Origin of the sequence: Qipengyuania aurantiaca (genome assembly GCF_019711375.1) — a bacterium.
Taxonomy (GTDB): Bacteria; Pseudomonadota; Alphaproteobacteria; order Sphingomonadales; family Sphingomonadaceae; genus Qipengyuania; species Qipengyuania aurantiaca.
The window spans coordinates 983,707-1,004,799 of record NZ_CP081295.1; the positions used below are offsets into that span (position 1 = coordinate 983,707).

The window sequence follows — 21,093 nt, forward strand, 5'->3', positions numbered from 1 at the left end:
CAAAAGCGCGAAGACGCTTCACGGGTTCCTAATGCCCGACGCTTTCCCCGCGTTCGAGGCCGGAGAGCGACAATTGCTCGTCGATTTGCCCGACGAGACGCTCCAGCCCTGCCTCGCTGTCGCTTTCGGCGCGGGCGACGAGCACGTCCTGCGTATTCGAGGCGCGCAGCAGCCACCAGCCGTCCGAAGTGTTCACACGCACGCCATCGGTGCCGTTCACGTCCGCATCAATACCCGAAAGGCGCTCCTTCACCTCCTCGATGGCGGCAAACTTGCGGCTCTCGTCGACCTGGAAGCGCATTTCGGGGGTATTGATCATCTGCGGCATATCGCTACGCAGCTGGGTGACCGATTTGCCCAGTCTTGCCGATGCCGCCATCAGGCGCACGCCTGCGTAAAGCGCGTCGTCAAACCCGTAATATTCGTCGGCGAAGAAGACGTGGCCGCTCATTTCGCCTGCCAGCGGCGAACCCGTTTCCTTCATTTTGGACTTGATGAGGCTGTGGCCGGTCTTCCACATCAGGGGCTCGCCCCCGCAGGCCGCGACATGGTCGTAAAGCGCGCGGCTGGCCTTGACGTCGGCGATGATGGTCGCACCCTTACGGGTTTTGAGCAGGTCCTCGGCGTAAATCATCAGCAGCTGGTCGCCCCAGATGACCCGCCCCTCACCGTCGATGGCGCCGATACGGTCGCCGTCACCATCGAAGGCCACTCCGAAATCAAGGGACTTTGCGGAGACCAGGCTTTTCAAATCTGCAAGGTTTTCCTCGACAGTAGGATCGGGATGATGATTGGGAAAACCGCCGTCGACCTCTGTGAAGAGGACGTGATGCTCGCCCGGCAGCTTCGCCACGAGCTTTTCGAGCGCGGGACCGGCCGCGCCGTTGCCCGCGTCCCAGCCGATCCGCATGCCGTCGAGCGCGCCTGTGTCGATGCCGTCGAGCGCGGTCAGCATGCGCGCGACGTATTCGTCCATGATCTCGCGATCCTCGACCGCGCCGGCCCCGTCGCTCCATTCTCCTGCGCCCGAACGGCGCCCAAGCTCCTGAATGTCGCTGCCGAAAAACGGGCGACCCTGAAACACCATCTTGAAGCCGTTGTAATTGGGGGGATTGTGGCTGCCGGTTATCTGGATGCCGCCGTGCACGTCCTCGTCGCTTGCTTCGGCGTAATATAGCATCGGGGTCGCCCCCAGCCCGACGCGCACGGCATCGCAGCCGCTTGCGGTCAGCCCTTCGACCAGCGCGTGTTCGAGCATGGGCGAGGACCGGCGGCCGTCATAGCCCACCGCCACGCGGCTGCCGCCCGCTTCGCGCAGCATCGAACCGAAGGTGCGGCCGATCGCGCGCGCGTCGTCCGCCCCCAGCGTTTCCCCGATGATCCCCCGAATATCGTATTCACGCAAAACGGTGGGATCGAAGGTATGGGTCACTGGGGAGGCTCCGGCGTCTCGTAAGGGAGTTCATCTAGAAGAAGGTCGCGCGCAGCGTTGAGTTCCTGCATCTGCGCCTTGCTGCCGCCCTTATCGGGATGCGCCATGGCCGACAAGCGCCGGTGCGCCTCGCGGATTTCCTTGTGATCGGCGCGCGCCGAAACATTCAGCAGGCTCCGCGCCTTGAACAGCGCCTGCTGGCGCGTCGGAGTGGGCTTCAGGTAATCCCAAGGCCACTTGCCAAGCGCCCAGCGGCACAGGACCGAGAGGACGGCCAGCAGCATAAGGAACTTGATCATGCGTGGACTTCTTCCAGCGGCAGCTCGACCTTCTGCGGCTCTGGCAGGCGCAGCGCTTGCATCAGCTGGCGAAGTTCCTGCCGGGCGACGAGGTGGCTGGTGCCGAGATCGCCCAGATGCCCCTTGTCGAGCAGCGTGAGGCCCGAGGGGAAGAGCTCGCGATAGATGACGCGTTCGGAAAGGCCGTGCGAGACACGGAAGCCGACACGCTTGGACATTTCCTTCAGCGCATCCTCGATCCGCGTGCGGTTGCGCGCCTCGGTATGGCCGGTGCGGTTGCGCACGACCACCCAGTCCATTTCGGGGCGGTTTTCCTCGATAGCCTTGCGGCTGCGCTTGATCCGCGCCTCCCAGATCAGTTCGGCGTAGAAGGACAGCTTGCGAACCTTGAAACTTTCGCCCTCGACCTGTCCGATGAGGTCGAAATCGACGAAGCTGTCGTTCATCGGCGTGACCAGCGTATCGGCATGGGTCGCGGCAAAGCGCGCCAGCGGATCATCGCGGCCCGGCGTGTCGATGAGAATGAAATCCGCATCGGCCGCGTGCTTTTGAACCAGATCGCCAAATTCCTCTTCGGGAATGGGCGGCACGGTATAGCAATCGATGGTCGGAAGATTGATCAGACGACGATGCGAGGTTTCGGCGCGATTTTCGATATAGCGGTTCAAGGTGCGCTGGCGATGGTCGAGATCGAAACCCACGATCTTCGCGCCCTTGTAGGCGAGCGCGATCGCCACATGCACCGCCGTGGTCGATTTGCCCGTGCCGCCCTTTTCGTTGGCGAAGGTAATCCAGTGAGGCGCGGCGTGGGGCAAAAGCGGGTGCTCGTCTTGTGGTTTTGCAGAATGCCCCGCAGTCGCTAGGGCAAGATTTTCGAAACCATATCCGAGGGGATTCCGCGTTGCAAACCGCTCGCACACTGGAAGTGTTGAGGAATTCGCTGTCTGTCCTGCGGCGGGACGGTGGCCGTGTGGCGCTCGTGCCAACCATGGGCGCGCTGCACGAAGGGCATCTGACGCTGGTGCGGCGGGCGAAGGAAGCGGCCGACCAAGTGGTCGCCTCGATCTTCGTCAATCCGCGCCAGTTCGGTGCGGGCGAGGATCTCGACGCTTATCCGCGGCAGTTGCAGCGCGATTCCGAACTGCTGGAGGCCGAGGGCGTGGCGCTGCTCTGGGCCCCGACGCCCGAGGAGGTCTACCCGCAAGGCTATGCCACCAACATCTCGGTTGCGGGCGTTTCTGAGGGTTTGTGCGGGGGTGACAGGCCCGGTCATTTCGACGGCGTCGCCACCGTGGTGTGCAAGCTCTTTAACCAGGTCATGCCCGACATGGCCTTCTTCGGCGAGAAGGACTGGCAGCAACTGGCGGTCATCCGCCGCATGGCGCGCGACCTCGACCTTACGCGGCCGCATGTCGATGCCATCCACGGCGTGGCCATCGTGCGCGAGGAGGACGGGCTCGCGATGAGCAGCCGCAACGCCTATTTGTCGGAAGGTCAGCGCGCATCCGCCGCGAGCCTGCCGCGCGCAATGAAGGACGCAATTGCGGTGCTTGCCGAAGGCGGCCAAGCCGAGCGACCGCTCGGCAATCTGCGCGAGGTGTTGCAGGTGTCGGGCTTCGACAGCGTCGACTACGCCGAGATACGCGATGCGGACAGCCTGGAACGGCTCGAGGCGGACAATGGCAACGCCCGCCTCTTCGTCGCCGCACGGATCGGCGGGACGCGGCTGATCGACAATATGCCGGTCAGCCGCACCGCCTGAGGGTCAGCTCCAGCTCCGCTTCCGCACTTCGTCGAAGCTGTGGCGGACGAGCAGTTCGCCGTTGCGCCAGACGGGCTTGAGCTGGTCCGCCGCCGGATCGATTCCGTCAAGCCGCTTGGCGACCAGCCTGCCGCCCTCTTCGACCACTGCCTGGCGTCCGGCCTTGCTGGCCTTGCTCGGATCGGTGGCGGGCTTTTTCGAGACATCGTGCCAGCTGCCGTCCTCGACCTGCATCGCGTTCGCCTTCATGGCGAAGCGCAGCGTATCGCGGTTGACCAGCTGCAGCAGCCCGCCGCCCATGCCGAAGGCGATGTTGTCGACTGCGAAACCCGCATCGCCGACAGCCTGGACGAGGCGCGCGATACTTTCCACATTCATGCCATCGCCCTGGATCACGCGGACATGCGGGTCGAGCACCTTGTAGCCCTTGCTGTTCGTCTCTCCGCCGAACAGGTCCCACAGCTTTCGAAGCGTGCGCAGCGGCGTTTCGACCGGGTCGCCGCTGTCGGGGCGGACCACCAGCGTGCCCTTGCGGCTGAGCACCTTGTCGCGAAGGCTGTCGCCCCAGATCTTCTCGACCGCGTGGTCGAGATCGTAGCTGTCCGAGACCACCGCCACGAGCGCGTTCTCGCCTTCGAAACGGTCGAGCATGTTCTCATAGGCCGCTTCCTCGCGCTCCCTTCCCCAGCTCGTCATCGTGCTGTGTTCGGCGGCAGGGATCGAGAAGCCGGGCATATCGGCCCCGTAGAACCGCCGCGCGGCAAGGATGCCTTCCAACGTATCGGTGCCGCTGAAGTTGACGAGATGCGCCATCCCGCCCAGCGCCGCGCTCTCCGCGCTCGACACTCCGCGCGCGCCGAAATCGTGCAGCTTGAAGGGGAGTTGGCCCGCCGGATCGTCGCTCGTGCGATCGAGGCCGGCGGCGATCACGCTCTTGCACTTGCGGCTGAGCGTGCCGACCGTCGTCGGATACCAGACCGCGCGCAGCAGGGCCGTTTCGATGAAGGTCGCCAGCCACGGCATGCGCGGGTCCGTGTTCACCACCTGGAACAGCGGAACCGAAGTCGGCACCATGCGCCCTTCCTCGAGCGCGCTGATCTCGATCGGGAGGTATCCGCCGTGATCGGCCAGGATGGCCTCCCAGCCCTCGCGGTTGAAGGGTACGCCATGGGCTTCGCACAGTTCCGCGGCTTCCTCGATATCTTCGCGGCTTAAGGGCTTGGCGAGATAGTCGAGCAGGAAGGCCTGCAGCCCGAGAAACAGGACCTCGTCCGCGAAATCGTTGGTGCGGCTCTCGCCATAGGCGCTGATCGCGCGCGCTTCGGGCGGGTACTGGAGGAAGTGGCTGTGCTTGTAGCTATCCGTCGACAGGATGATGTTGTTGGCCATGATGTGAACTCCTCACGTTTGGCTTTGCATTTGGTCCGGAACTCCTCCGAACCGGTTAAAATTCTAGAGATCTGCCATTTGTTCGATGATCGACCAGTGGTCCTCGAACATCTGTTCGGGGCGGAGTTCGCCGAGGCGATACCATTGGGCATGGGCCGCATCGTCCCCGCCCTTGACCTGTGCCAGTTCGCGGCGCTCGGGCAGGCGGAAGAGGAAGGCGTGGGTGATGATCCGGCCGCGCAAGGACCGGCTCGGCGCATCGAAGACGCGCGTTTCGCTGTCCTCGATGAAACTGGCCAGCATGGCGGGCGGGATTTGGCCCTTGCCGTCGGAAATTCCCGTTTCCTCGCGCAATTCGCGGATTGCGGCGTCGCGGATGCGCTCGTGCTTGTTCACGAAGCCGCCGGGTAGGGCGAGGAGGCCCTTGCCGGGCAGCTGGCCGCGTTCGACGAGGAGGATATGCCCCGCCTGGACCACTACCGCATCGGCGGTGACGAAGGGCCCCTCGCCCCATTCCTTGGGATAGGCGTCGAGATATTCGCGTTCGGCAAGCAGCCGCCGGAAATCGGCGCTGAGAGCGAAAGCTTCGAGTTGCTCCGCCACACCCTTCGACAGCGCGCGCTGCGGCACTTCGGGGATGCGCTGGAAGAAGCGCTCGCGCACCTCGGTCGCGCCGAAAGTGGAATCGCTCGATTCCAGCTGGATTGAGCCCCATTCGGGAAAGAGCTTGAGGTAATAGCTCGTGTTGTCCTTGCCGAAACCGGCGAGCACGACGCTGAAATCCTGCGTACCGTGGAGGCCCAGCCCTTCGGGGTTCGCCTCGCGCAGGATCACCTCGTTCACGCGGCGCTGCGCCTCGGCGACCCAAGCGGTGTCGGAATAGAGATGGTCGTCGAGCGGCTGGACGACGATGCGCCCCTGCGCCATTTCATAGGCGAAGGAGCCGCGCAGCATGTGCTCGCGCTCTTCGAAGGTGAAGGGGTTGCGCGGATCGCGCGCGACATTGGCCGATCCGACCAAAACGATCAGCTTCGCAACGCGTTCGAGCGCATCGCGGATGACGTGTTCGTGACCAAGGTGGAGCGGCTGGAAGCGTCCGATGAAGACGCCGTAATCGGCTTCGTATGCCATGATCGAGACTCCCTCGATTGAGATGTGCGCCGATGGACTCCCCATCGACGTATACGTATGTGATACAGGGGTACGGGGAAGTCAATTGTTCGTTTCGCAACAGGGACTTGCAGCAAAGTACGGTTAATTTTGCGCACCTCCTGTCCCCCCACCGGGGGACTGGTATTTCAGGATTCGCTAATTTAGGGGCTCAAGTCCGTTTAGGGCCGAAGATGCCCTTCGGGTTGCCATGGCCGGATGCGCGCACCTCCCCGCTCGCGTCCGGCCATTTTATTTGGGCCATGCGCGAATTTCTGCGGCTCTGGAGAGAGTGGAGCGGGTAAGGGGAATCGAACCCCTCTAGCCAGCTTGGAAGGCTGGAGCATTACCACTATGCTATACCCGCACAGCCAGCGCCCCTGTCAGGACGTTCGAGCGGAGGCGCAAATGCCACCGGCGATGGGGTTTCGTCAACCGCTCATTGCGATGGATTGCGCGCCTCTTTACGAGCCGGAGAGGAGGCTGCGGCCGCATCGCTTTCCTCCTCGCCTTCGGTGAGCGTCTCGATAAGCGTCTGCTCGCGCTTCGCGCGTCCGGTTTCGACCGTGACCTCGACCCGGCGGTTGGTGGCGCGCCCCTCTTCGTTTGGCGAGCCGTCCGGCAGGGCGTTGGGAGAGATGGGGTTCTGCTCGCCGAAAGCGATGACGGTGATTCGCTCCTCGGCGATGCCATTCTCGACGAGGAAATCGCGTACCGCTTCGGCCCGCTCGCGCGAGGCTTCGAGGTTTTCCTCGTCGCTGCCGACCGAATCCGAATGGCCGCGCAACACGATTCGCCCGCCCGCGTCGACCTGCTGCGAATCGAGGATTGTGGCGAGTTCGGCGCGGACTGCTTCGGTGAGATCGCTGGTGTCGTCGGCGAAGGAGAGCGTCGTTTCCAGCGGCGGAAGCTGCGGCACGGGAAGAACGCCTTTGCCGCCTTCGGCCGGATCCTCCTGGAAGATGGAGCGCGGGGTATCGCCGCCAGCGCCCTCGGCATCGCCGGCAGGCTCTTCCTTGCGATCACAGGAAGCCAGCGCCAGCGCAGCCCCGAGCGCCACCATCGGCATCAGCGAAAATCGTACAGCTTTCATGTGGCCGGTGCCCCCTTGCTCTTGGCCGCTTTCTTGGCCGCCACGTCTTCCGCCGTCTTCGGCTGGGGTGGCGAGAAACTGAGGATGACGTCGCCAGCGCGCGGCTCGGGCTTGGCGGCGTGGGTGAAGAAGCGGATCGTGCCGTTGTCGCGCACCAGCAGCAGCATGTTAGCGGCGTTGGGCAGCTTCTCCTGCATCTTCTCGAAGTCGAATTCTTCCGACAGGCGCGTCTTGCGGAAGACCCAGCCCTGGCGCTGCCGCTCGCTCACGTCCTCGACGCCGAAGCCGCTTTCGAACAACGCGCGGCCGCGCAATGAGGCGGGCAGCGCGTGGCGATCCTCGCCATCGGCGCTCTCGCCCAGCTGGAACACGCTGTCGCGCCCAATCTCATGCGCGAACTCGTTGCAGACCAGCGCGTTATAGGCCTCGTTCTCGGTCGCCGCGACGAGGTTCTGGTAAGGCGCGAGTTCGAGATTGTGCTCGGTCGCCTCGTTGAGGATTTCGCCGTGGTAGAAGGGAATGCCCTTTTGCCGGGCGAGCGCGAGGCGCTGCCAGCTGGCGTCGACCACGATCACCGGCGCTTTCATGTCGCGCATCTGCTCGGCCAGCGCGATGGTCCAGGGCGTGCTGCCGACGATCAGCATGCCGGGCCGCGTCACACCCTTTACCTTGAGCAGCTTGGCGACGAAATCGACCGAGAAGCCATGCGCGACGATGGTCACCACGACCACCGCGAAACTCAGGCCGATAAGGAGGTTGCCATCGGTGAAGCCAAGGTCGGAGAGGCGGAGCGCAAACAGGCCCGAAATGGCCACCAGCACGATCCCTCGCGGCGCGATCCAAGCAAGGAAGAGGCGCTCGTTCCAGGGGATGTTGCTGCCAAGCAGGCTCAAGAGGATCGTCGCGGGCCGTACGAGGAAGAGCAGCGCGAGGAGGAACCAGGCGATGGGCCAGTTGATGTAGCGCACATCCTCGATGCTGAGCGAGGCGGACAGCAGGATAAAGATACCCGAAACCAGCAGGACCGCGATGTTTTCCTTGAAGGGATGGATCGAGCGCAGCGATGTCACGTTCATGTTCGCCAGCGCCACGCCCATCACGGTGACCGCGACGAGACCTGCCTCGTGTTCGATCAGGTTGGAGATCACGAAGACGCCGATGACTGCGGTCAGAAGGACCGGAACCTTGAGATATTCGGGCACGGCACCGCGCGGGAAGGACCAGGCAATCGCAAGCGCGGCGACATAGCCGATGAGGCCGGCAAGGATCGCGGCGATGATCAGCGGCGGGACGACTTCGAACAGCGAGGCGCCCGGGCTTTCGGCGACCTTGCGGAAGTATTCGTAGGCGATGACGGCGCACAGCGCGCCGGTCGGATCGTTGACGATCGCTTCCCATTTGAGGATCGAGGCGGGGCGCGACTTGACCGAGCTCTGACGCAACAGCGGTATCACCACCGTTGGTCCGGTGACGACGAGGATGCCGCCGAACAGGATCGCGACCTCAGGCGCAAGGCCCGCGATGTAAATTCCAGCCAGCGCGCCGAAGAGCCAGCCGAGCACTACGCCGATGGTCGCCAGCCGTGCGACCGCGCCGCCGGTATGCCGGAGCTCGCGAAAATCGAGGCTGAGGCCGCCCTCGAACAGGATCAGCGCGACGCCGACAGCCACGATCGGTTCGAGCAATTCGCCAAAAGCGTGCTCCGGATCGAAGACGCCGAAGACCGGCCCTGCGAGGAAACCTGCTGCCAGCATAAGGACAATGGCCGGCCAGCCCGTGCGCCAGGCAATCCATTGCGCCCCGATGCCGAGAATTCCGACCAGCGCTATGACGAGTGTCTGTTCCATGCCCCTCGCGTGGTTACGGCCCCCTGCGAGCCGGCTCGTCCCTTCAATGCCTTAGCCGCGCGATTTATCCAAATTGCGCGGGAAAATTTTCAATCGCCCTCGAACTCCATCAGCGCGGCAACCGCCACGCCGCAGTCTTCGAGTTTCTTGGCGCCACCCAGATCGGGCAGGTCGATAACGAAGAAGGCGTGCTCGACCCGCGCCCCGGCCTGCCGCAGCAGTTTGGCGGTGGCGCACGCCGTGCCGCCGGTTGCGAGCAGGTCATCGACCATCGCCACGCGCTGGCCCTCATGCACCGAGGCCGGGTCCATCTCCAGCGTGTCGGAACCGTATTCGAGCGCGTAGTCCACCGAGATCGTGTCGCAGGGCAGCTTGCCCGACTTGCGCACGGGCAGGAAGGGAAGCGAAAGCCGGGCCGCCACCGCGGCTCCGAAGATGAAGCCGCGCGCTTCCATTCCCGCGATCGCCTCGGCCCCACTGGCGGTGACCTTTTCGGCCAGCCAGTCGACGGTGGCGGCGAAGCCTTCGCCATGGCCGATGAGCGTGGTGATGTCGCGGAACTGGATACCCTCGATGGGAAAATCCGGAATGGTGCGGACCAGCGATTTCAGCTCATGCGGCGCGATTGTCTTTCTCCCGGAAACGAAACCGCCCCTCGCATCGCGTGGATGGAGGGGCGTTTCAAGTCGCTTGTGCGAAGAGCCTTACTTCTTCGGCTTCACCGCCGACCAGATCTGCTTCTTCGACATGTAGGCGAGCACGGTCGCGAACAGGAGGAAGATCAGCACGGGCCAGCCGGTCTGCTTGCGCTTCACCAGCGTCGGCTCGGCGGTCCAGGTAAGGAAGGCGGCGACGTCCTTGCTCATCTGCTCGACCGAGGCTTCGGTGCCGTCGTCATAGGTCACCTGTCCGGCGCTGGTGAGCGGCGGAGCCATCGCGAGGTTGAGGTTCGGGAAGTAGGGGTTGTGATGCAGACCCGGTCCCGGTGCCGCTTCGGGATGCTCTTCGAGAAGCTCGGCCGACGGCGCCTGATAGCCCATGAGCAGCGAAGCGACGTAGTTGGTGCCGTCGCCGCGCGCTTTGGTCATCAGCGAAAGATCGGGCGGGATCGCGTTGTTGTTCGCCGCAGCCGCTGCCACATTGTTGGGATAGGGCGACGGGAAGTAGTCGGTCGGCAGACCTGCGCGCGTGGTCGCTTCGCCGGTGTTCGGGTCGATGCCAGGAACCTGCTTGGTCGCGGCGTAGGCCTTCACCTGAGCTTCGGAATAGCCGAGCTGCTCGAGATCGCGGAAAGCGACATACTTGAGGCTGTGGCAGGCCGAGCAGACTTCGTCATAGACCTTGAGGCCGCGCTGGAGCTGCTGCTGGTCCCACTTGCCGAAGGGCCCGTCGAAGGACCAGGCGAGGTCACGCGGGTGTTCGTAGGGCACATGGCCTGCGGCCTCTTCGGTCGCGGCGTTGATAGCGCCGACGACGAAGGCCCACAGGACGGCGACGGCAAAGCCGAGGCCGACGAGGATAGCGACAAGGCGGACGCTGAGAAGCTTGGTCATGGGTCTCTCGTTAACTCGCTTAGACGGCCGGCGACGTGTTTTCGCCTTTGACGACCTTCTTGTCCGAGCCGAGGACGGCTTCGGTGATCGAATAGGGCAGCGGTTCGGGTTTCTCGACGCTCGAGATGATCGGCAGGATCACCAGGAAGTGAAGGAAGTAGTAAGCCGTCGCGATCTGGCTGAGCATCACATAGGGTTCTTCAGCCGGCGCGCCGCCGCAGATGAACAGGACGATCATCGCGGGGATCAGGCCGAACCAGAAGAACTTGCGGAACAGCGGACGGTAGTGGCCGCTGCGCACCGGCGACTTGTCGAGCCAGGGCAGGAAGAACCACAGCAGGATCGATGCGAACATCGCGATGACGCCCATCAGCTTCGCCGGCACGAAAAAGAAGTCGACCGTGAAGGCACGCAGGATCGCGTAGAACGGCCAGAAGTACCATTCGGGCACGATGTGCGCCGGCGTCGAGAGCGGGTTCGCCTCGATGTAGTTGTCCGGATGGCCCAGCGCGTTGGGCAGGAAGAAGACCATCGCGAAGTAAAGCAGCAGTGCGATGCCGAGGCCGAAGCCGTCCTTCGCCGTGTAATACGGGTGGAAGGGCACGGTGTCGCTTTCGCTCTTCACTTCCACGCCCGTCGGGTTCGACGAACCCGGGATATGCAGCGCCCAGATGTGCAGGATCACGACGCCCGCGATCACGAAGGGCAGCAGGAAGTGCAGGCTGAAGAAGCGGTTCAGCGCGGCGTTATCGGGGGCGAAACCGCCGAGCAGCCAGACCTGGATAGGCTCGCCCACCAGCGGGATAGCGCCGAACAGGCCGGTAATGACCTTGGCACCCCAGAAGCTCATCTGGCCCCAGGGAAGCACGTAACCCATGAAGGCGGTGGCCATCATGAGGAGGAAGATGACGACGCCGAGCAGCCAGATCATCTCGCGCGGGGCTTTGTAGCTCGAATAGAACAGGCCGCGGAAGATGTGCAGGTAGACGACGATGAAGAAGAAGCTCGCACCGTTGGCGTGGGCATAGCGCATCAGCCAGCCCCAGTTGACGTCGCGCATGATGTGCTCGGTCGTGGCGAAGGCGACCTGCGCGTTCGCCGCATAATGCATGGCGAGCACCACGCCGGTGACGATCTGTACCACGAGGAAGAAGCCGGCGAGGACGCCGAAATTCCAGAAGTACGAAAGATTGCGCGGGACCGGATAGCCGGCACCGACGGCGTTGTAGACGAGGCGCGGAAGCGGCAGCTTCTCGTCAAGGAACTTGGTCAGACCGTTCTTCGGTTCGTACTGGCGTGCCCAGGGAAAGCTCATGTGTCTGTCTCTCGTCTTCTAACTCAGCCGACCTGGATGACCGTATCCGAGGTGAACTCGTATTCCGGCACTTCGAGGTTGGACGGCGCCGGGCCTTTACGGATTCGGCCTGCGGTATCGTAATGCGAACCGTGGCAGGGGCAGAAATAGCCGCCGAACTCACCCTTCACTTCGCCTTCGGCAGCGCCCAGCGGCACGCAGCCGAGGTGGGTGCAGACGCCCATGGTGACGAGGATGTCCTCGTGCCCTTCCTTGGTGCGGTCGGCTAGGCTCTGCGGGTCGCGCAGTGAACCGGTGGCGGTGGCGTTGGCGGCCTGGATTTCCGCAGGCGTCAGGCGCTTCACGAAGAGCGGCTGCTTGCGGAACACGGCCTTGATCGCCTGGCCCGGCTCGATGCCCGACACGTCGACTTCGGTCGAGCTGGCGGCGAGCACGTCCTTCGACGGCGCCATCTGGCTGACCAGCGGATAGACCACGGCGAGACCGCCGATGCCTGCCGCGCTGACCGCTGCGATATCGAGGAAATCCCGGCGACGGATACCGTCTTCGGTGGTGGTCACCGTCTCGGGGGTAGCGGGTGCAGTCGTGTCTGCCATCAGCGCCTTGCCTTGCCTGCCTTACATGCCGCGCCGAAGGAGCGCGGCGGAAAAAATTGTTGCGAACCTGACCGGAGCGGGAACCGGTTGCACCCGCATAGGCGGATTCAGCCTGCGCGAAAGCCCCCGGTGTTCCGGTTTGGACGCGCCTCTAGCCTCTCTGTCGCGCATTGCCAACCGCCATTTTGGCAACAACACTGCCGTCCGGAGCAAGCCTGCCCCCCCCACTGGCGACTGGACGTTACGGCAGGGCGATGGCGCTGATCTGGCGTCCGGCGGTCGGCTCGCCGCGATGCGTCGCCCGTCGATAGGAGAAGAAGCGCGCCTCGTCGGCATAGGTGTCGAGCCCGAGATCGGCGATTCGCCCCGTACCTGCGGTCTCCAGCCGGTGCGCGACATAGACGGGCAGGTCGAATTGCCAGTGTCCCTCGCGACCCGGTGCGAAGAAGCGCTCATCTGCCTCTTCGAATTGCGCGCGGAAGGCTTCGTCCACCTCGTAGCTCGCCTGCGCGATGGTCGGGCCGATAACCGCAGTGATACGCACCCGGTCCGCGCCGAGGTTTTCCATCGCTTCCAGAGTGGCCTCCAGCACACCGGCGCGCGCGCCTTTCCAGCCCGCATGGGCGGCCCCGACGACCCCGGCCTCGGCGTCGACGAAGAGCACCGGCGCGCAATCGGCGGTGACGATGCCGAGCAGGAGGCCGGGCCTGTCGGTGACCATAGCATCGCCTTCGCGCACCTCGCCGCCTGCCTCGCGCATCACGCATACATCCGCAGAGTGCACCTGCCTGAGCTTCACCAGCGGCGCGCCGGGCAGCACGTCGACGCTTTCCAGCCCCGCGCGGGTCGAGAAGCCGTGCGGCACCGTGCCGAGCGCCGCGCTGGTCAGTACCTCAGCCAAGCGAGCGGGTGACCTGCTCGAAGGTGTCGCGCGACAGCTTGGGCGCGGCGGCGATCCGTTCCAGCTGCTCGCGCATCAGGGCGCTGCGTCCCGGCTCCATCTTCCGCCAGCGGCCCAGCGCCGGGACGAAGCGCGCCGCGGTCTGGGCGTTGATCGGATCGAGTTCGAGGATCAGATCCGCGATCATCCGGTAACCCTCGCCGCTCGCATCGTGGAAGCCGTGAGGATTGGCGGCAAACGCCATGTAGAGCGAGCGCACGCGATTCGGGTTCTTGAGGGTGAAGTCCGGATGATCGGCCAGCGCCTTCACATGCTCGATCACCTTGGGGTGGAGAGACATGGCCTGGAGCGAGAACCACTTGTCAGTGACCAGTGCATTGCCTTGGTAACGGTTGTAGAAGTTCATCAGCCTTGCCGTGCGTTCGGCGCTGTCGATGCCGGTCAGCACCATCAGCGCGCCCTGCCGGTCGGTCATATTGTCGGCCCGGTCGTACTGGTGCGCGGCAAGCTCGGCGGCCTTTTCGGGGTCGCTGGCGGCGGCATAGACGAGGATCAGCGTCTTCAGCTTGCGCGCACCCTTCGCTTCGGCGCTCATCGAATAGGAGACCTTCTCGGCACGCTCATAGAGGCGGTGGAGCTCATCCTTGAGCGCGCTGCCGATAGCGCCCTTCAGCGCCTCGCGTTCGGCGAAGATGCGGCCCGGATCGGCGGCCTCGATCTGCTCGGAGATATAGGTCTGGCTCGGCATCGAGAGAAGTTCGCCGCGCATGAGGTCGTCGAGCGCTTCATCCTCGACGATGGCCTTGAGCGCCGCGACGATATCGCCGCGACCCGCCTCGCGGTCGGCATCGGACAAAGCGCCCGTGCTGGCGGCCACGAGATGGCCGACCATCAAATCCTGCATCGCCTCGTAGCGGGCGAAGGGATCGTCATCCTTCGCGGCAAGGAAGACGAGATCCTCGCCCGAAATGTCGCGCTGAATGGTCACGGGCGCGGAGAAATTGCGGTTGATCGAAAGCACCGGCTTTTCGGCAAAGCCGCCGAAGCGGAAGGTGTCGCTCGCCTTGTCGAGCACGATGAGCTGCTCGCCCGAATGCGTGCCGCTGGCGCGATCGAACAGCGCAATCTTCAGCGGGATCGGCATGGGCTGCTTGTCCGACTGGCCCGGCGTGTCGGGCACGGTCTGGGTGAGGGTCAGGACAGCTTCCTCGCCCTCATGCGCAAGGTCAACGGCGACCTTGGGCGTGCCCGCCTGGCTGTACCAGAGGCGAAACTGGGTGAGGTCCATTCCGGTGCCGTCCTCGATGGATTTGACGAAATCCTCGCAGGTCGCCGCCTCGCCATCGTGGCGGTCGAAATAGAGATCGGTGCCTTTGCGGAAAGCCTCTTCGCCCGCCATCGTGCGCATCATGCGGATGACTTCGGCGCCCTTGTTGTAGACGGTCGAGGTGTAGAAGTTGCTGATCTCTCGGTAGCTGTCGGGACGGATGGGATGCGCCAGCGGGCCCGAATCTTCGGGGAATTGCACGCCGCGCAGGACGCGCACGTCCTCGATGCGTTTGACCGGCTCGGACCCCATGTCCTGGCTGAACAACTGGTCACGCAGCACGGTGAAGCCTTCCTTCAGCGACAGCTGGAACCAGTCGCGGCAGGTGATGCGATTGCCGGACCAGTTGTGGAAGTATTCGTGGCCGATCACGCCTTCCACACCGTCGTAATCGCCGTCGGTGGCGGTTTCGGGGTCGGCCAGCACGTATTTCGTGTTGAAGACGTTGAGACCCTTGTTCTCCATCGCGCCCATGTTGAAATCGGAGACGGCGACGATGTTGAAGAGGTCGAGGTCGTATTCGCGTCCGAACACCTCCTCGTCCCATTTCATGCTGCGCTTGAGGCTTTCCATCGCGTGTTCGGTACGGTCGAGATCGCCGTCGCGGACATAGACATTCAGCTCGACCTCGCGCCCGTTCATGGTGGTGAAGCTGTCGCTTCGCGCGACGAGATCGCCCGCCACCAGCGCGAAGAGATAGGACGGCTTGGGCCAGGGATCGTGCCATTCGGCCCAGTGGCTGTCGCCCTCCTCGCCGGTTTCGACGCGGTTGCCGTTGCACAGCAGCACGGGGAACTGGGCCTTGGGTCCGCGTATCCGCACAGTGTAGGTCGAGAGGACATCGGGGCGATCGGGGAAGAAGGTGATGCGGCGAAAGCCTTCGGCCTCGCACTGGGTGCAGAGCATCCCCGAAGAGGCATAGAGGCCCATCAGTTGCGAATTGGCGCTGGGGTCGATCTCGGTGACAATTTCGAGCGTGTGCTTATCGCCCTCGAGCGTCACTACGAGATCGTCGCCTTCCATTGCGTGGCCGGCGCACTCGCCGCCATCGCATTTCAGAGAGACGAGCGCGATGCCGTCGCCGTTGAGGCGGATGCTGGGGGAATGGTCGGCGCTCGCGTTGCGCTCGACCTCGATCCGTGTGGTGACGCGGGTCTTCTCCAGCCCGAGCTCGAATTCCATGTGGGTCGTCGGCACGAGCCAAGGGAACGGCGTGTAATCCTCGCGGCGGATGACGGCCGGCTCTTTCGGTTCGACGGCGGCGTCGGCCATCTCGATATTGCCATCGGGGGTTGCGGGGGTGCGTGCAATATCCATGGTTTTCCTGTCATTTCCGGGTTCGTGAGCTAATACGCCCCGATGGCCCGATTGTTCATCTTCGGCCTCGGCTACACGGCGGGGCGTTTTGCGCAAGAGATGCGTGGGCGCGGATGGCAGGTCGACGCCACTGGCAGCGCGGGGAATATCGACTTTGCGGACGCCAATGCGGTGTCGGAAGCGCTGGTGGCGGCGAGCCATGTGCTGAATTCGGTCCCGCCCTCGGACGGCAGCGATCCCGTGCTCGACCGCTATGGCGCAGAGCTGGGCGGAAAGTGGCTCGGCTATCTCTCGTCCACCGGCGTATACGGCGATACGGCCGGGGCGTGGGTCGACGAGGCCAGCCCGACCGGCGGCGGCCGCCGCAGCGCCCGCGCCGAATGCGATACGCGCTGGCTGCACAAGGGCGCGCGGGTGTTTCGCCTGCCGGGCATCTACGGCCCTACCCGCAGCGCCTTCGAGCGGGTGGAGAGCGGCAAGGCGCACCGTATCGATCTGCCCGGGCAGGTCTTCAGCCGGGTGCATGTCGATGACATCGTCGCTGGCGTGGTTGCCGCGATCGAGAGGGATGCTCCGGAAGGCGCCTACAATCTTTCGGACGATCTCCCCACCAGCCAGAACGCGGTGATCGAGGAAGCCTGTCGTCTGATGGGCGTCGCTCCGCCGCCGCTTCAGGCTATCGAGGAGGCCAATCTCTCGCCCATGGCGCGCGGCTTCTATGCCGAGAACCGCCGCGTGGCGAACGGCAAGGCGAAGCGTGTGCTCGGCTGGGAGCCGCGCTATCCGACCTATCGCGAAGGTCTGGCGGCGATCAGAGCTCTGGCGTAGCGCGGCGCGGCGGAGGGGCCGCGCGTCCGCGCATGGCGACGACCATGCCGACCAGCGTAATCGCTGCGCCTGCTGCGGGAAGCGGACCCCAGACGAAACCCTCGAACAGCGTCGACAGTGCCATGGCGACAATGGGCACGATGACCGAACTATAGGCCGCAGTCCCCGCCCCGACCTTGCGCACCAGCCCGTAATACAGCGGGAAGGTGATCACCGACCCGGCAAGGCCGAGATACAGGGTGCCAAGTACGTAGGCCGGCCTTGTGTCGAATTGCGGAGGGCCTTGAGTCGCGAGACCATAAAGCGCGTTCATCACGACACTCAGCGCCATCGACCAGGCGAGCAGCGTCAGCAGCGGCTGGCGCTTCGCCCCCTCCATCGCCTGCACGATATTGGCGGCGCTGGCCGACAGGATGCCGCCCACCGTCAGCCCCGCGCCGAGCAGCACCTGCCCGAGCGTGGCAGGCGTAGCGCGGTACTCCTGCGCGAACAGCATCGCCACGCCGATGGCCGCGATCAGCGAACCGATGACGAATTCGCGCCGGATCGGCTGGCCGAGGACGAATTTGCCGAGGACCGCGTTGGGCACCACCAGCAGCGCGAACATCACCGCGACGAGGCCGGAGGTGATGTAATGCTCGGCATGGTAGACGAAGGTGAAGTTGAGCGTGAACTGGAACAACCCCAGCGCCGCTGCCCAGCGCCAGCCCCCCACCCCCAGCATCAGCGGCTCGCCGCGCAGTTTCGCGAGCGCAAACATGCCGAGCGCGGCCACGATGAAGCGCCAGGTGATCGACCAGCTCGGCGGCACGCTGGAAATCTGGTCGCGAATCACCAGCCAGGTGCCGCCCCAGATCAGGCTCACCAGCAGGAAGGCCGCAAGGTTCTTCGGGGCGAGCAGGCTCTCGCCGCCACTGGGCGCGCTCATAGGCTTGCGATGGCCTTTGCCAGCGCGAGGGCGTCGTCTTCGCGCGTGTTCCAGGCCGTGACGAAGCGCGCCGCGTCTTCGCCCCAGTCGTAAAAGCCGAAGCCCTGTTCGCGCAGCGCCTCGCGCTCCTCCGGGGTGCAGCGCACGAAGAGCTCGTTGGCCTCGACCGGATGCATCAGCCGGTCGGCGCAGGCGCCCGCGATTTCCGCAGCCGCGGCGTTGGCGCTGCGCGCGTTGCCCAGCCAGAGATCGCCGTCGAGCATGGCGTGGATTTGCGCGGCGAGGAAGCGGCCCTTGCTCTGGAGGTGCCCCGCCCGCTTGCGACGATAGCGCGCGATATCGGCCTGCCCTTCGTCGAAGAACACGATGGCTTCCGCGCTCATCGCGCCGTTCTTCACGAAGCCGAAGCTGAGCGCATCGACCGCGCCCGCAACATCGCCTGCCGGAGAGTCAAGGAAAGCGGCGGCGTTGCCGAAACGCGCGCCGTCCATATGGAGGCCGAGCCCCCGCTCGCTCGCCAATGCGCGGATCGCCGCGATCTCTTCGGGCCGATAGACGCGCCCGTATTCGCTCGCCTGCGTGATCGAGATTGCGTGCGGCTGGACCTGGTGCACATCGTCACGGATGGGGTCGATGACGGCGCGGATCGTGTCGGGCGTTAGCTTGGCGCCCTCGCCCTGGCACAGGAGCAGCTTCGCCCCGTGGAGAAAGAAGCCCGGAGCCCCACCCTCGTCCATCTCGATATGCGCTTCCTCGTGGCACACCACCGCGCCGTGCGGCGGCACCATGGTGGCGAGCGCAAGGCAGTTGGCGGCCGTTCCCGTCGCCACCCACAGCGCCGCGCAGTCGCGCCCGAAGAGCGCCGCCATCTTTTCGTCCAATGTGACGCTCAGACTGTCGCCATCGTAGGGAGAGGCGGCCGCGTCGGCCTTGCGCATTGCCTCCCATACGGCAGGATGAACACTGGCGGCATTGTCGGAGAGGAACTGCATCGGAACGCGTTTAGCGACCTGCGCATTGGTTGTGTAGCAAGGAAAGAAAAGAACATGGGTATCGCTCAAATCGAAATAGAACGCCGCGATCGCGTCACGCACGGCGATTATGTCGCAAAATTGGATAAAACCGACAGCATGGCGAAGCTCAGCTGGACCGACCGGGGTGGTGTACGCCATGCCGAACACACCTTCGTGCCGCCCGAAGCGCGCGGCAAGGGCGTGGCCGAGGAGCTTGTGAAAGCGCTGGTTGCCGATGCACGCCAGCAGGGTTTCAAGATTGCGCCCGACTGTTCCTACGTCGAACGCTATTTCGACCGGCACAAGGATCTGGCCGATTTGCGCGCTTAATTGAGGCGGGAGAAGTCGCGCCTTTGCATCGACCCCATCAGCTCTGCGCGAATCGCATGGGCGCGCGCCAGCGGGAGGCCTTCGATGGTCGGATAGGCTCCGGCCACTCCCAAATGAAGATAGGCGAAGCCGAAGTGCCGGGCGATAACCCCCTGCCCGATAGAGACCGTGTGCAGCTTCTCGCGCGGGACCAGTTCGAGGATGGAGGATAGCCAGCCGCTCCGGATATAGACCTGTTCCTCATCCATCGCGTAGCGCAGGCGCAGCAGCGCCATCAGCGTGCGCAGTGATTTCCACGCACCGATGACCACCGGGACCAGCGCCAGCCGAGGCGAGGCCAGCAGCCCGTCAGGCTCGGCGACATACTGGAACACCAGCACCGCCATCGCCAGTGCGGCCCACCAACGCAGGCGCCAGAGCGCCGTTGCTACCGCGTGGGCTGGGGACACGCGCTCCCACGTCAGGCCTTCATGCGGCATGCACAGCTTCGCTTCCGTAATGATCGGGGCAATCTCCTCGGGCCGGGCGAGCGGCGCGACGTCGTGATGGCTCGCGCCCGCATCGGCGGCGAGGCTGACGAGCGCGGCCCCGCGCCAGCCGAACAGCGCCTCGACCGGTCGCGCATCGACGATTGCCGCCTGCACCCGCCGGATGGGCAGGGTCACATCGGTGCGCGTGAACATCCCGCGCCGGCGGCGGAAGTCTTTCTCGGTCCGGTCGAGCCGAAAATTCCATTGCGCCAAGGCTGTGCGCACGATCCCGGTCAAAACGCCGAGGATGCCGAGCGTGGCGACCAGCACCGCAATCCCGATGGCCTGCGCCAGCGCGCCGAGACCCGCCAGCCAGGCTCCCGGGCCGGCAAGGCGCTCCCGCCAGCCGTCGATGTCCCACACATCGAAGGGCAGGAAGTCGTCGAACTGCGCAAGGAACGCGCCCGTAACGCCGAAAACAATGAGCGAGAAGTTGAACACGCCGAAGGTGAGGATGCGCCGCGGCGACATGGCGAAAAGTGGCGGTCGCTCGGCCTCTTCCTCGCTGTACGCTGCGTCGGCCACGGCGTCCGCTTCCCCTGCGCGATCGCGAATGACCTGCCGCAGACGTTCGCCTTCTTCCTCGCCGAGATAGGAGAGTGCGATATCCTCGCCCGCGCCCGCGCCGGTTTCAAAGGTGATTTCGACAAGGCCCAGCAGGCGGGCAAGGAAGCCCTGCGTGGTCGAGACATCCTGGATGCGCTCGATCGGGACCGAGCGGACCTTGCGCGACAGGAGGCCGCTTTCGACGCGAATTTCGGTCTCGCCGAGCGAATATGTGAGCCGCGTCCACTGGAGATAGGCGATCACGCCGCCGACCAAAGTGGCAAGCGCGCTCATGACGGCGCCGATGATCAGGATCGTCGATCCCTCGTCGGCCTTGGCAAAAAGGAAGATGCCGATCGGCAGGATCGTCGGGCGCAGGTTCTCGACCGTCTTGATTAGGAAACCGCGCGGATTGGTGCGCTGCCCACGGACAGCCGGATCGGGGCTCACCGGCTGCGCGCCTGCACGACGTCGCGCACATGGTCGCGCATGGCGATAGCGTCCTCATGCGCCAGCCCCTCGACCGAAACCGAGGCCGCTGCCGTTCCCGCCGTATGCAGGACCAGCGTAGCAATACCGTTCGCCCGCTCCAGCGGCCCTTGGTGCACGTCGATATGCTGGACGCGGCCGAATGGGACGACGATGTCCCAGTGGTTCCACACGCCTTGCACCGTGCGCAGCTCGTCCTCGCCCATGCGATAGCCGCGCGAACGATAGCGCCGCCCCGGCAGCACACCCGCCTGCACGATCCAGAAGATGAGCGCGGGGATCCACAGCACATCCGGCCAGTCGTCCAGGACGAGATCGGCCACGATGGCCCCCGCCATTACGACGAGCCCCCACAGGAGACCCTGCACCATGAGCACACGCTTGAAGCGAGGGTCGAGCCTCGTCAGTTCCTCGTCACCGTCCATGCGTTTGCTGACTAGTGCCGCCGT

At 64.6% G+C, this 21,093-nt stretch carries 20 protein-coding genes and 1 tRNA gene; 3 read left to right on the top strand and 18 right to left on the bottom strand.

The annotated features are described in order from the left end of the window. Positions 1-28: 28 nt before the first annotated feature. The 3 genes from pgmG to K3148_RS04810 are packed head-to-tail and all read right to left on the bottom strand — an operon-like array spanning position 29 to position 2,546. The gene (gene pgmG / locus K3148_RS04800) at positions 29-1,432 is read right to left on the bottom strand and encodes a phosphoglucomutase/phosphomannomutase PgmG (protein ID WP_221426177.1); all 1,404 of its coding nucleotides are present in this window, start codon (positions 1,430-1,432) and stop codon (positions 29-31) included. Then, positions 1,429-1,731 (bottom strand): J domain-containing protein, encoded by a 303-nt coding sequence (locus tag K3148_RS04805; protein WP_221426178.1) that lies wholly within the window; start codon positions 1,729-1,731, stop codon positions 1,429-1,431. The genes pgmG and K3148_RS04805 overlap by 4 nt, the downstream gene beginning before the upstream one ends. Beyond that, positions 1,728-2,546 carry a division plane positioning ATPase MipZ gene (locus K3148_RS04810; RefSeq protein WP_221426179.1) on the bottom strand — a complete coding sequence of 273 codons (819 nt, stop codon included), beginning with the start codon at positions 2,544-2,546 and terminating at the stop codon, positions 1,728-1,730. Before K3148_RS04810 ends, K3148_RS04805 begins: the two co-directional genes overlap by 4 nt. 86 nt (positions 2,547-2,632) lie before the next feature. Here K3148_RS04810 and panC point away from each other — a divergent pair, with 86 nt between their 5' ends. Continuing rightward, positions 2,633-3,493, top strand: coding sequence for a pantoate--beta-alanine ligase (gene panC, locus K3148_RS04815; RefSeq protein ID WP_221426180.1), 861 nt, complete (start codon positions 2,633-2,635; stop codon positions 3,491-3,493). 3 nt (positions 3,494-3,496) lie between these two features. Here the strand turns inward: panC and K3148_RS04820 are convergent, their stop codons facing one another. The 11 genes from K3148_RS04820 to pepN all read right to left on the bottom strand — a co-directional run bounded on the left by K3148_RS04820 (position 3,497) and on the right by pepN (position 15,980). Then, a complete protein-coding gene (locus K3148_RS04820; RefSeq protein WP_221426181.1) occupies positions 3,497-4,882 on the bottom strand; it encodes a nicotinate phosphoribosyltransferase in 1,386 nt (461 codons plus the stop codon). 63 nt (positions 4,883-4,945) lie between these two features. Continuing rightward, positions 4,946-6,013 carry a bifunctional nicotinamide-nucleotide adenylyltransferase/Nudix hydroxylase gene (locus K3148_RS04825; RefSeq protein ID WP_221426182.1) on the bottom strand — a complete coding sequence of 356 codons (1,068 nt, stop codon included), beginning with the start codon at positions 6,011-6,013 and terminating at the stop codon, positions 4,946-4,948. Between the two features lie 311 nt (positions 6,014-6,324). Continuing rightward, positions 6,325-6,398, bottom strand: a tRNA-Gly gene (locus K3148_RS04830). 72 nt (positions 6,399-6,470) lie between these two features. After that, on the bottom strand, positions 6,471-7,124 hold the full coding sequence (locus K3148_RS04835) for an OmpA family protein (protein ID WP_221426183.1): 654 nt from the start codon (positions 7,122-7,124) through the stop codon (positions 6,471-6,473). Then, positions 7,121-8,971, bottom strand: a complete 1,851-nt coding sequence (locus K3148_RS04840) for a cation:proton antiporter (protein WP_221426184.1) — start codon at positions 8,969-8,971, stop codon at positions 7,121-7,123. The genes K3148_RS04835 and K3148_RS04840 overlap by 4 nt, the downstream gene beginning before the upstream one ends. A gap of 89 nt (positions 8,972-9,060) precedes the next feature. Beyond that, positions 9,061-9,597: an adenine phosphoribosyltransferase gene (locus tag K3148_RS04845; protein ID WP_221426621.1), complete on the bottom strand. Its 537-nt coding sequence runs from the start codon at positions 9,595-9,597 to the stop codon at positions 9,061-9,063. A 78-nt stretch (positions 9,598-9,675) separates the two neighbouring features. Next, on the bottom strand, positions 9,676-10,524 hold the full coding sequence (locus K3148_RS04850) for a cytochrome c1 (protein ID WP_221426185.1): 849 nt from the start codon (positions 10,522-10,524) through the stop codon (positions 9,676-9,678). A 19-nt stretch (positions 10,525-10,543) separates the two neighbouring features. After that, positions 10,544-11,839, bottom strand: coding sequence for a cytochrome b (locus K3148_RS04855; protein WP_221426186.1), 1,296 nt, complete (start codon positions 11,837-11,839; stop codon positions 10,544-10,546). Between the two features lie 23 nt (positions 11,840-11,862). Further along, positions 11,863-12,435 (bottom strand): ubiquinol-cytochrome c reductase iron-sulfur subunit, encoded by a 573-nt coding sequence (gene petA / locus K3148_RS04860; protein ID WP_221426187.1) that lies wholly within the window; start codon positions 12,433-12,435, stop codon positions 11,863-11,865. Between the two features lie 241 nt (positions 12,436-12,676). Continuing rightward, positions 12,677-13,336 (bottom strand): peptidoglycan editing factor PgeF, encoded by a 660-nt coding sequence (gene pgeF / locus K3148_RS04865; RefSeq protein ID WP_221426188.1) that lies wholly within the window; start codon positions 13,334-13,336, stop codon positions 12,677-12,679. After that, complete coding sequence (pepN, locus tag K3148_RS04870; protein ID WP_221426189.1) at positions 13,329-15,980, bottom strand: aminopeptidase N; 2,652 nt, start codon at positions 15,978-15,980, stop codon at positions 13,329-13,331. The genes pgeF and pepN overlap by 8 nt, the downstream gene beginning before the upstream one ends. Positions 15,981-16,022: 42 nt before the next feature. Between pepN and K3148_RS04875 the strand changes: the two genes are divergently transcribed. Continuing rightward, positions 16,023-16,808 (top strand): Rossmann-fold NAD(P)-binding domain-containing protein, encoded by a 786-nt coding sequence (locus tag K3148_RS04875; protein WP_221426190.1) that lies wholly within the window; start codon positions 16,023-16,025, stop codon positions 16,806-16,808. On the opposite strand, the gene K3148_RS04880 is transcribed toward K3148_RS04875, so the two are convergent. After that, positions 16,792-17,736 (bottom strand): DMT family transporter, encoded by a 945-nt coding sequence (locus K3148_RS04880; protein WP_221426191.1) that lies wholly within the window; start codon positions 17,734-17,736, stop codon positions 16,792-16,794. The two genes, K3148_RS04875 and K3148_RS04880, sit on opposite strands and share 17 nt — an antisense overlap. Next, positions 17,733-18,728, bottom strand: a complete 996-nt coding sequence (locus K3148_RS04885; protein WP_221426192.1) for a threonine aldolase family protein — start codon at positions 18,726-18,728, stop codon at positions 17,733-17,735. The genes K3148_RS04880 and K3148_RS04885 overlap by 4 nt, the downstream gene beginning before the upstream one ends. A 54-nt stretch (positions 18,729-18,782) precedes the next feature. Between K3148_RS04885 and K3148_RS04890 the strand changes: the two genes are divergently transcribed. Then, the gene (locus K3148_RS04890; protein ID WP_221426193.1) at positions 18,783-19,079 is read left to right on the top strand and encodes a GNAT family N-acetyltransferase; all 297 of its coding nucleotides are present in this window, start codon (positions 18,783-18,785) and stop codon (positions 19,077-19,079) included. On the opposite strand, the gene K3148_RS04895 is transcribed toward K3148_RS04890, so the two are convergent. Together K3148_RS04895 and K3148_RS04900 are read right to left on the bottom strand one after the other, a co-directional pair. Then, positions 19,076-20,605, bottom strand: a complete 1,530-nt coding sequence (locus K3148_RS04895; protein WP_221426194.1) for a PH domain-containing protein — start codon at positions 20,603-20,605, stop codon at positions 19,076-19,078. The two genes, K3148_RS04890 and K3148_RS04895, sit on opposite strands and share 4 nt — an antisense overlap. Next, a complete protein-coding gene (locus K3148_RS04900; RefSeq protein WP_221426195.1) occupies positions 20,602-21,069 on the bottom strand; it encodes a PH domain-containing protein in 468 nt (155 codons plus the stop codon). The genes K3148_RS04895 and K3148_RS04900 overlap by 4 nt, the downstream gene beginning before the upstream one ends. Positions 21,070-21,093 lie beyond the last annotated feature (24 nt).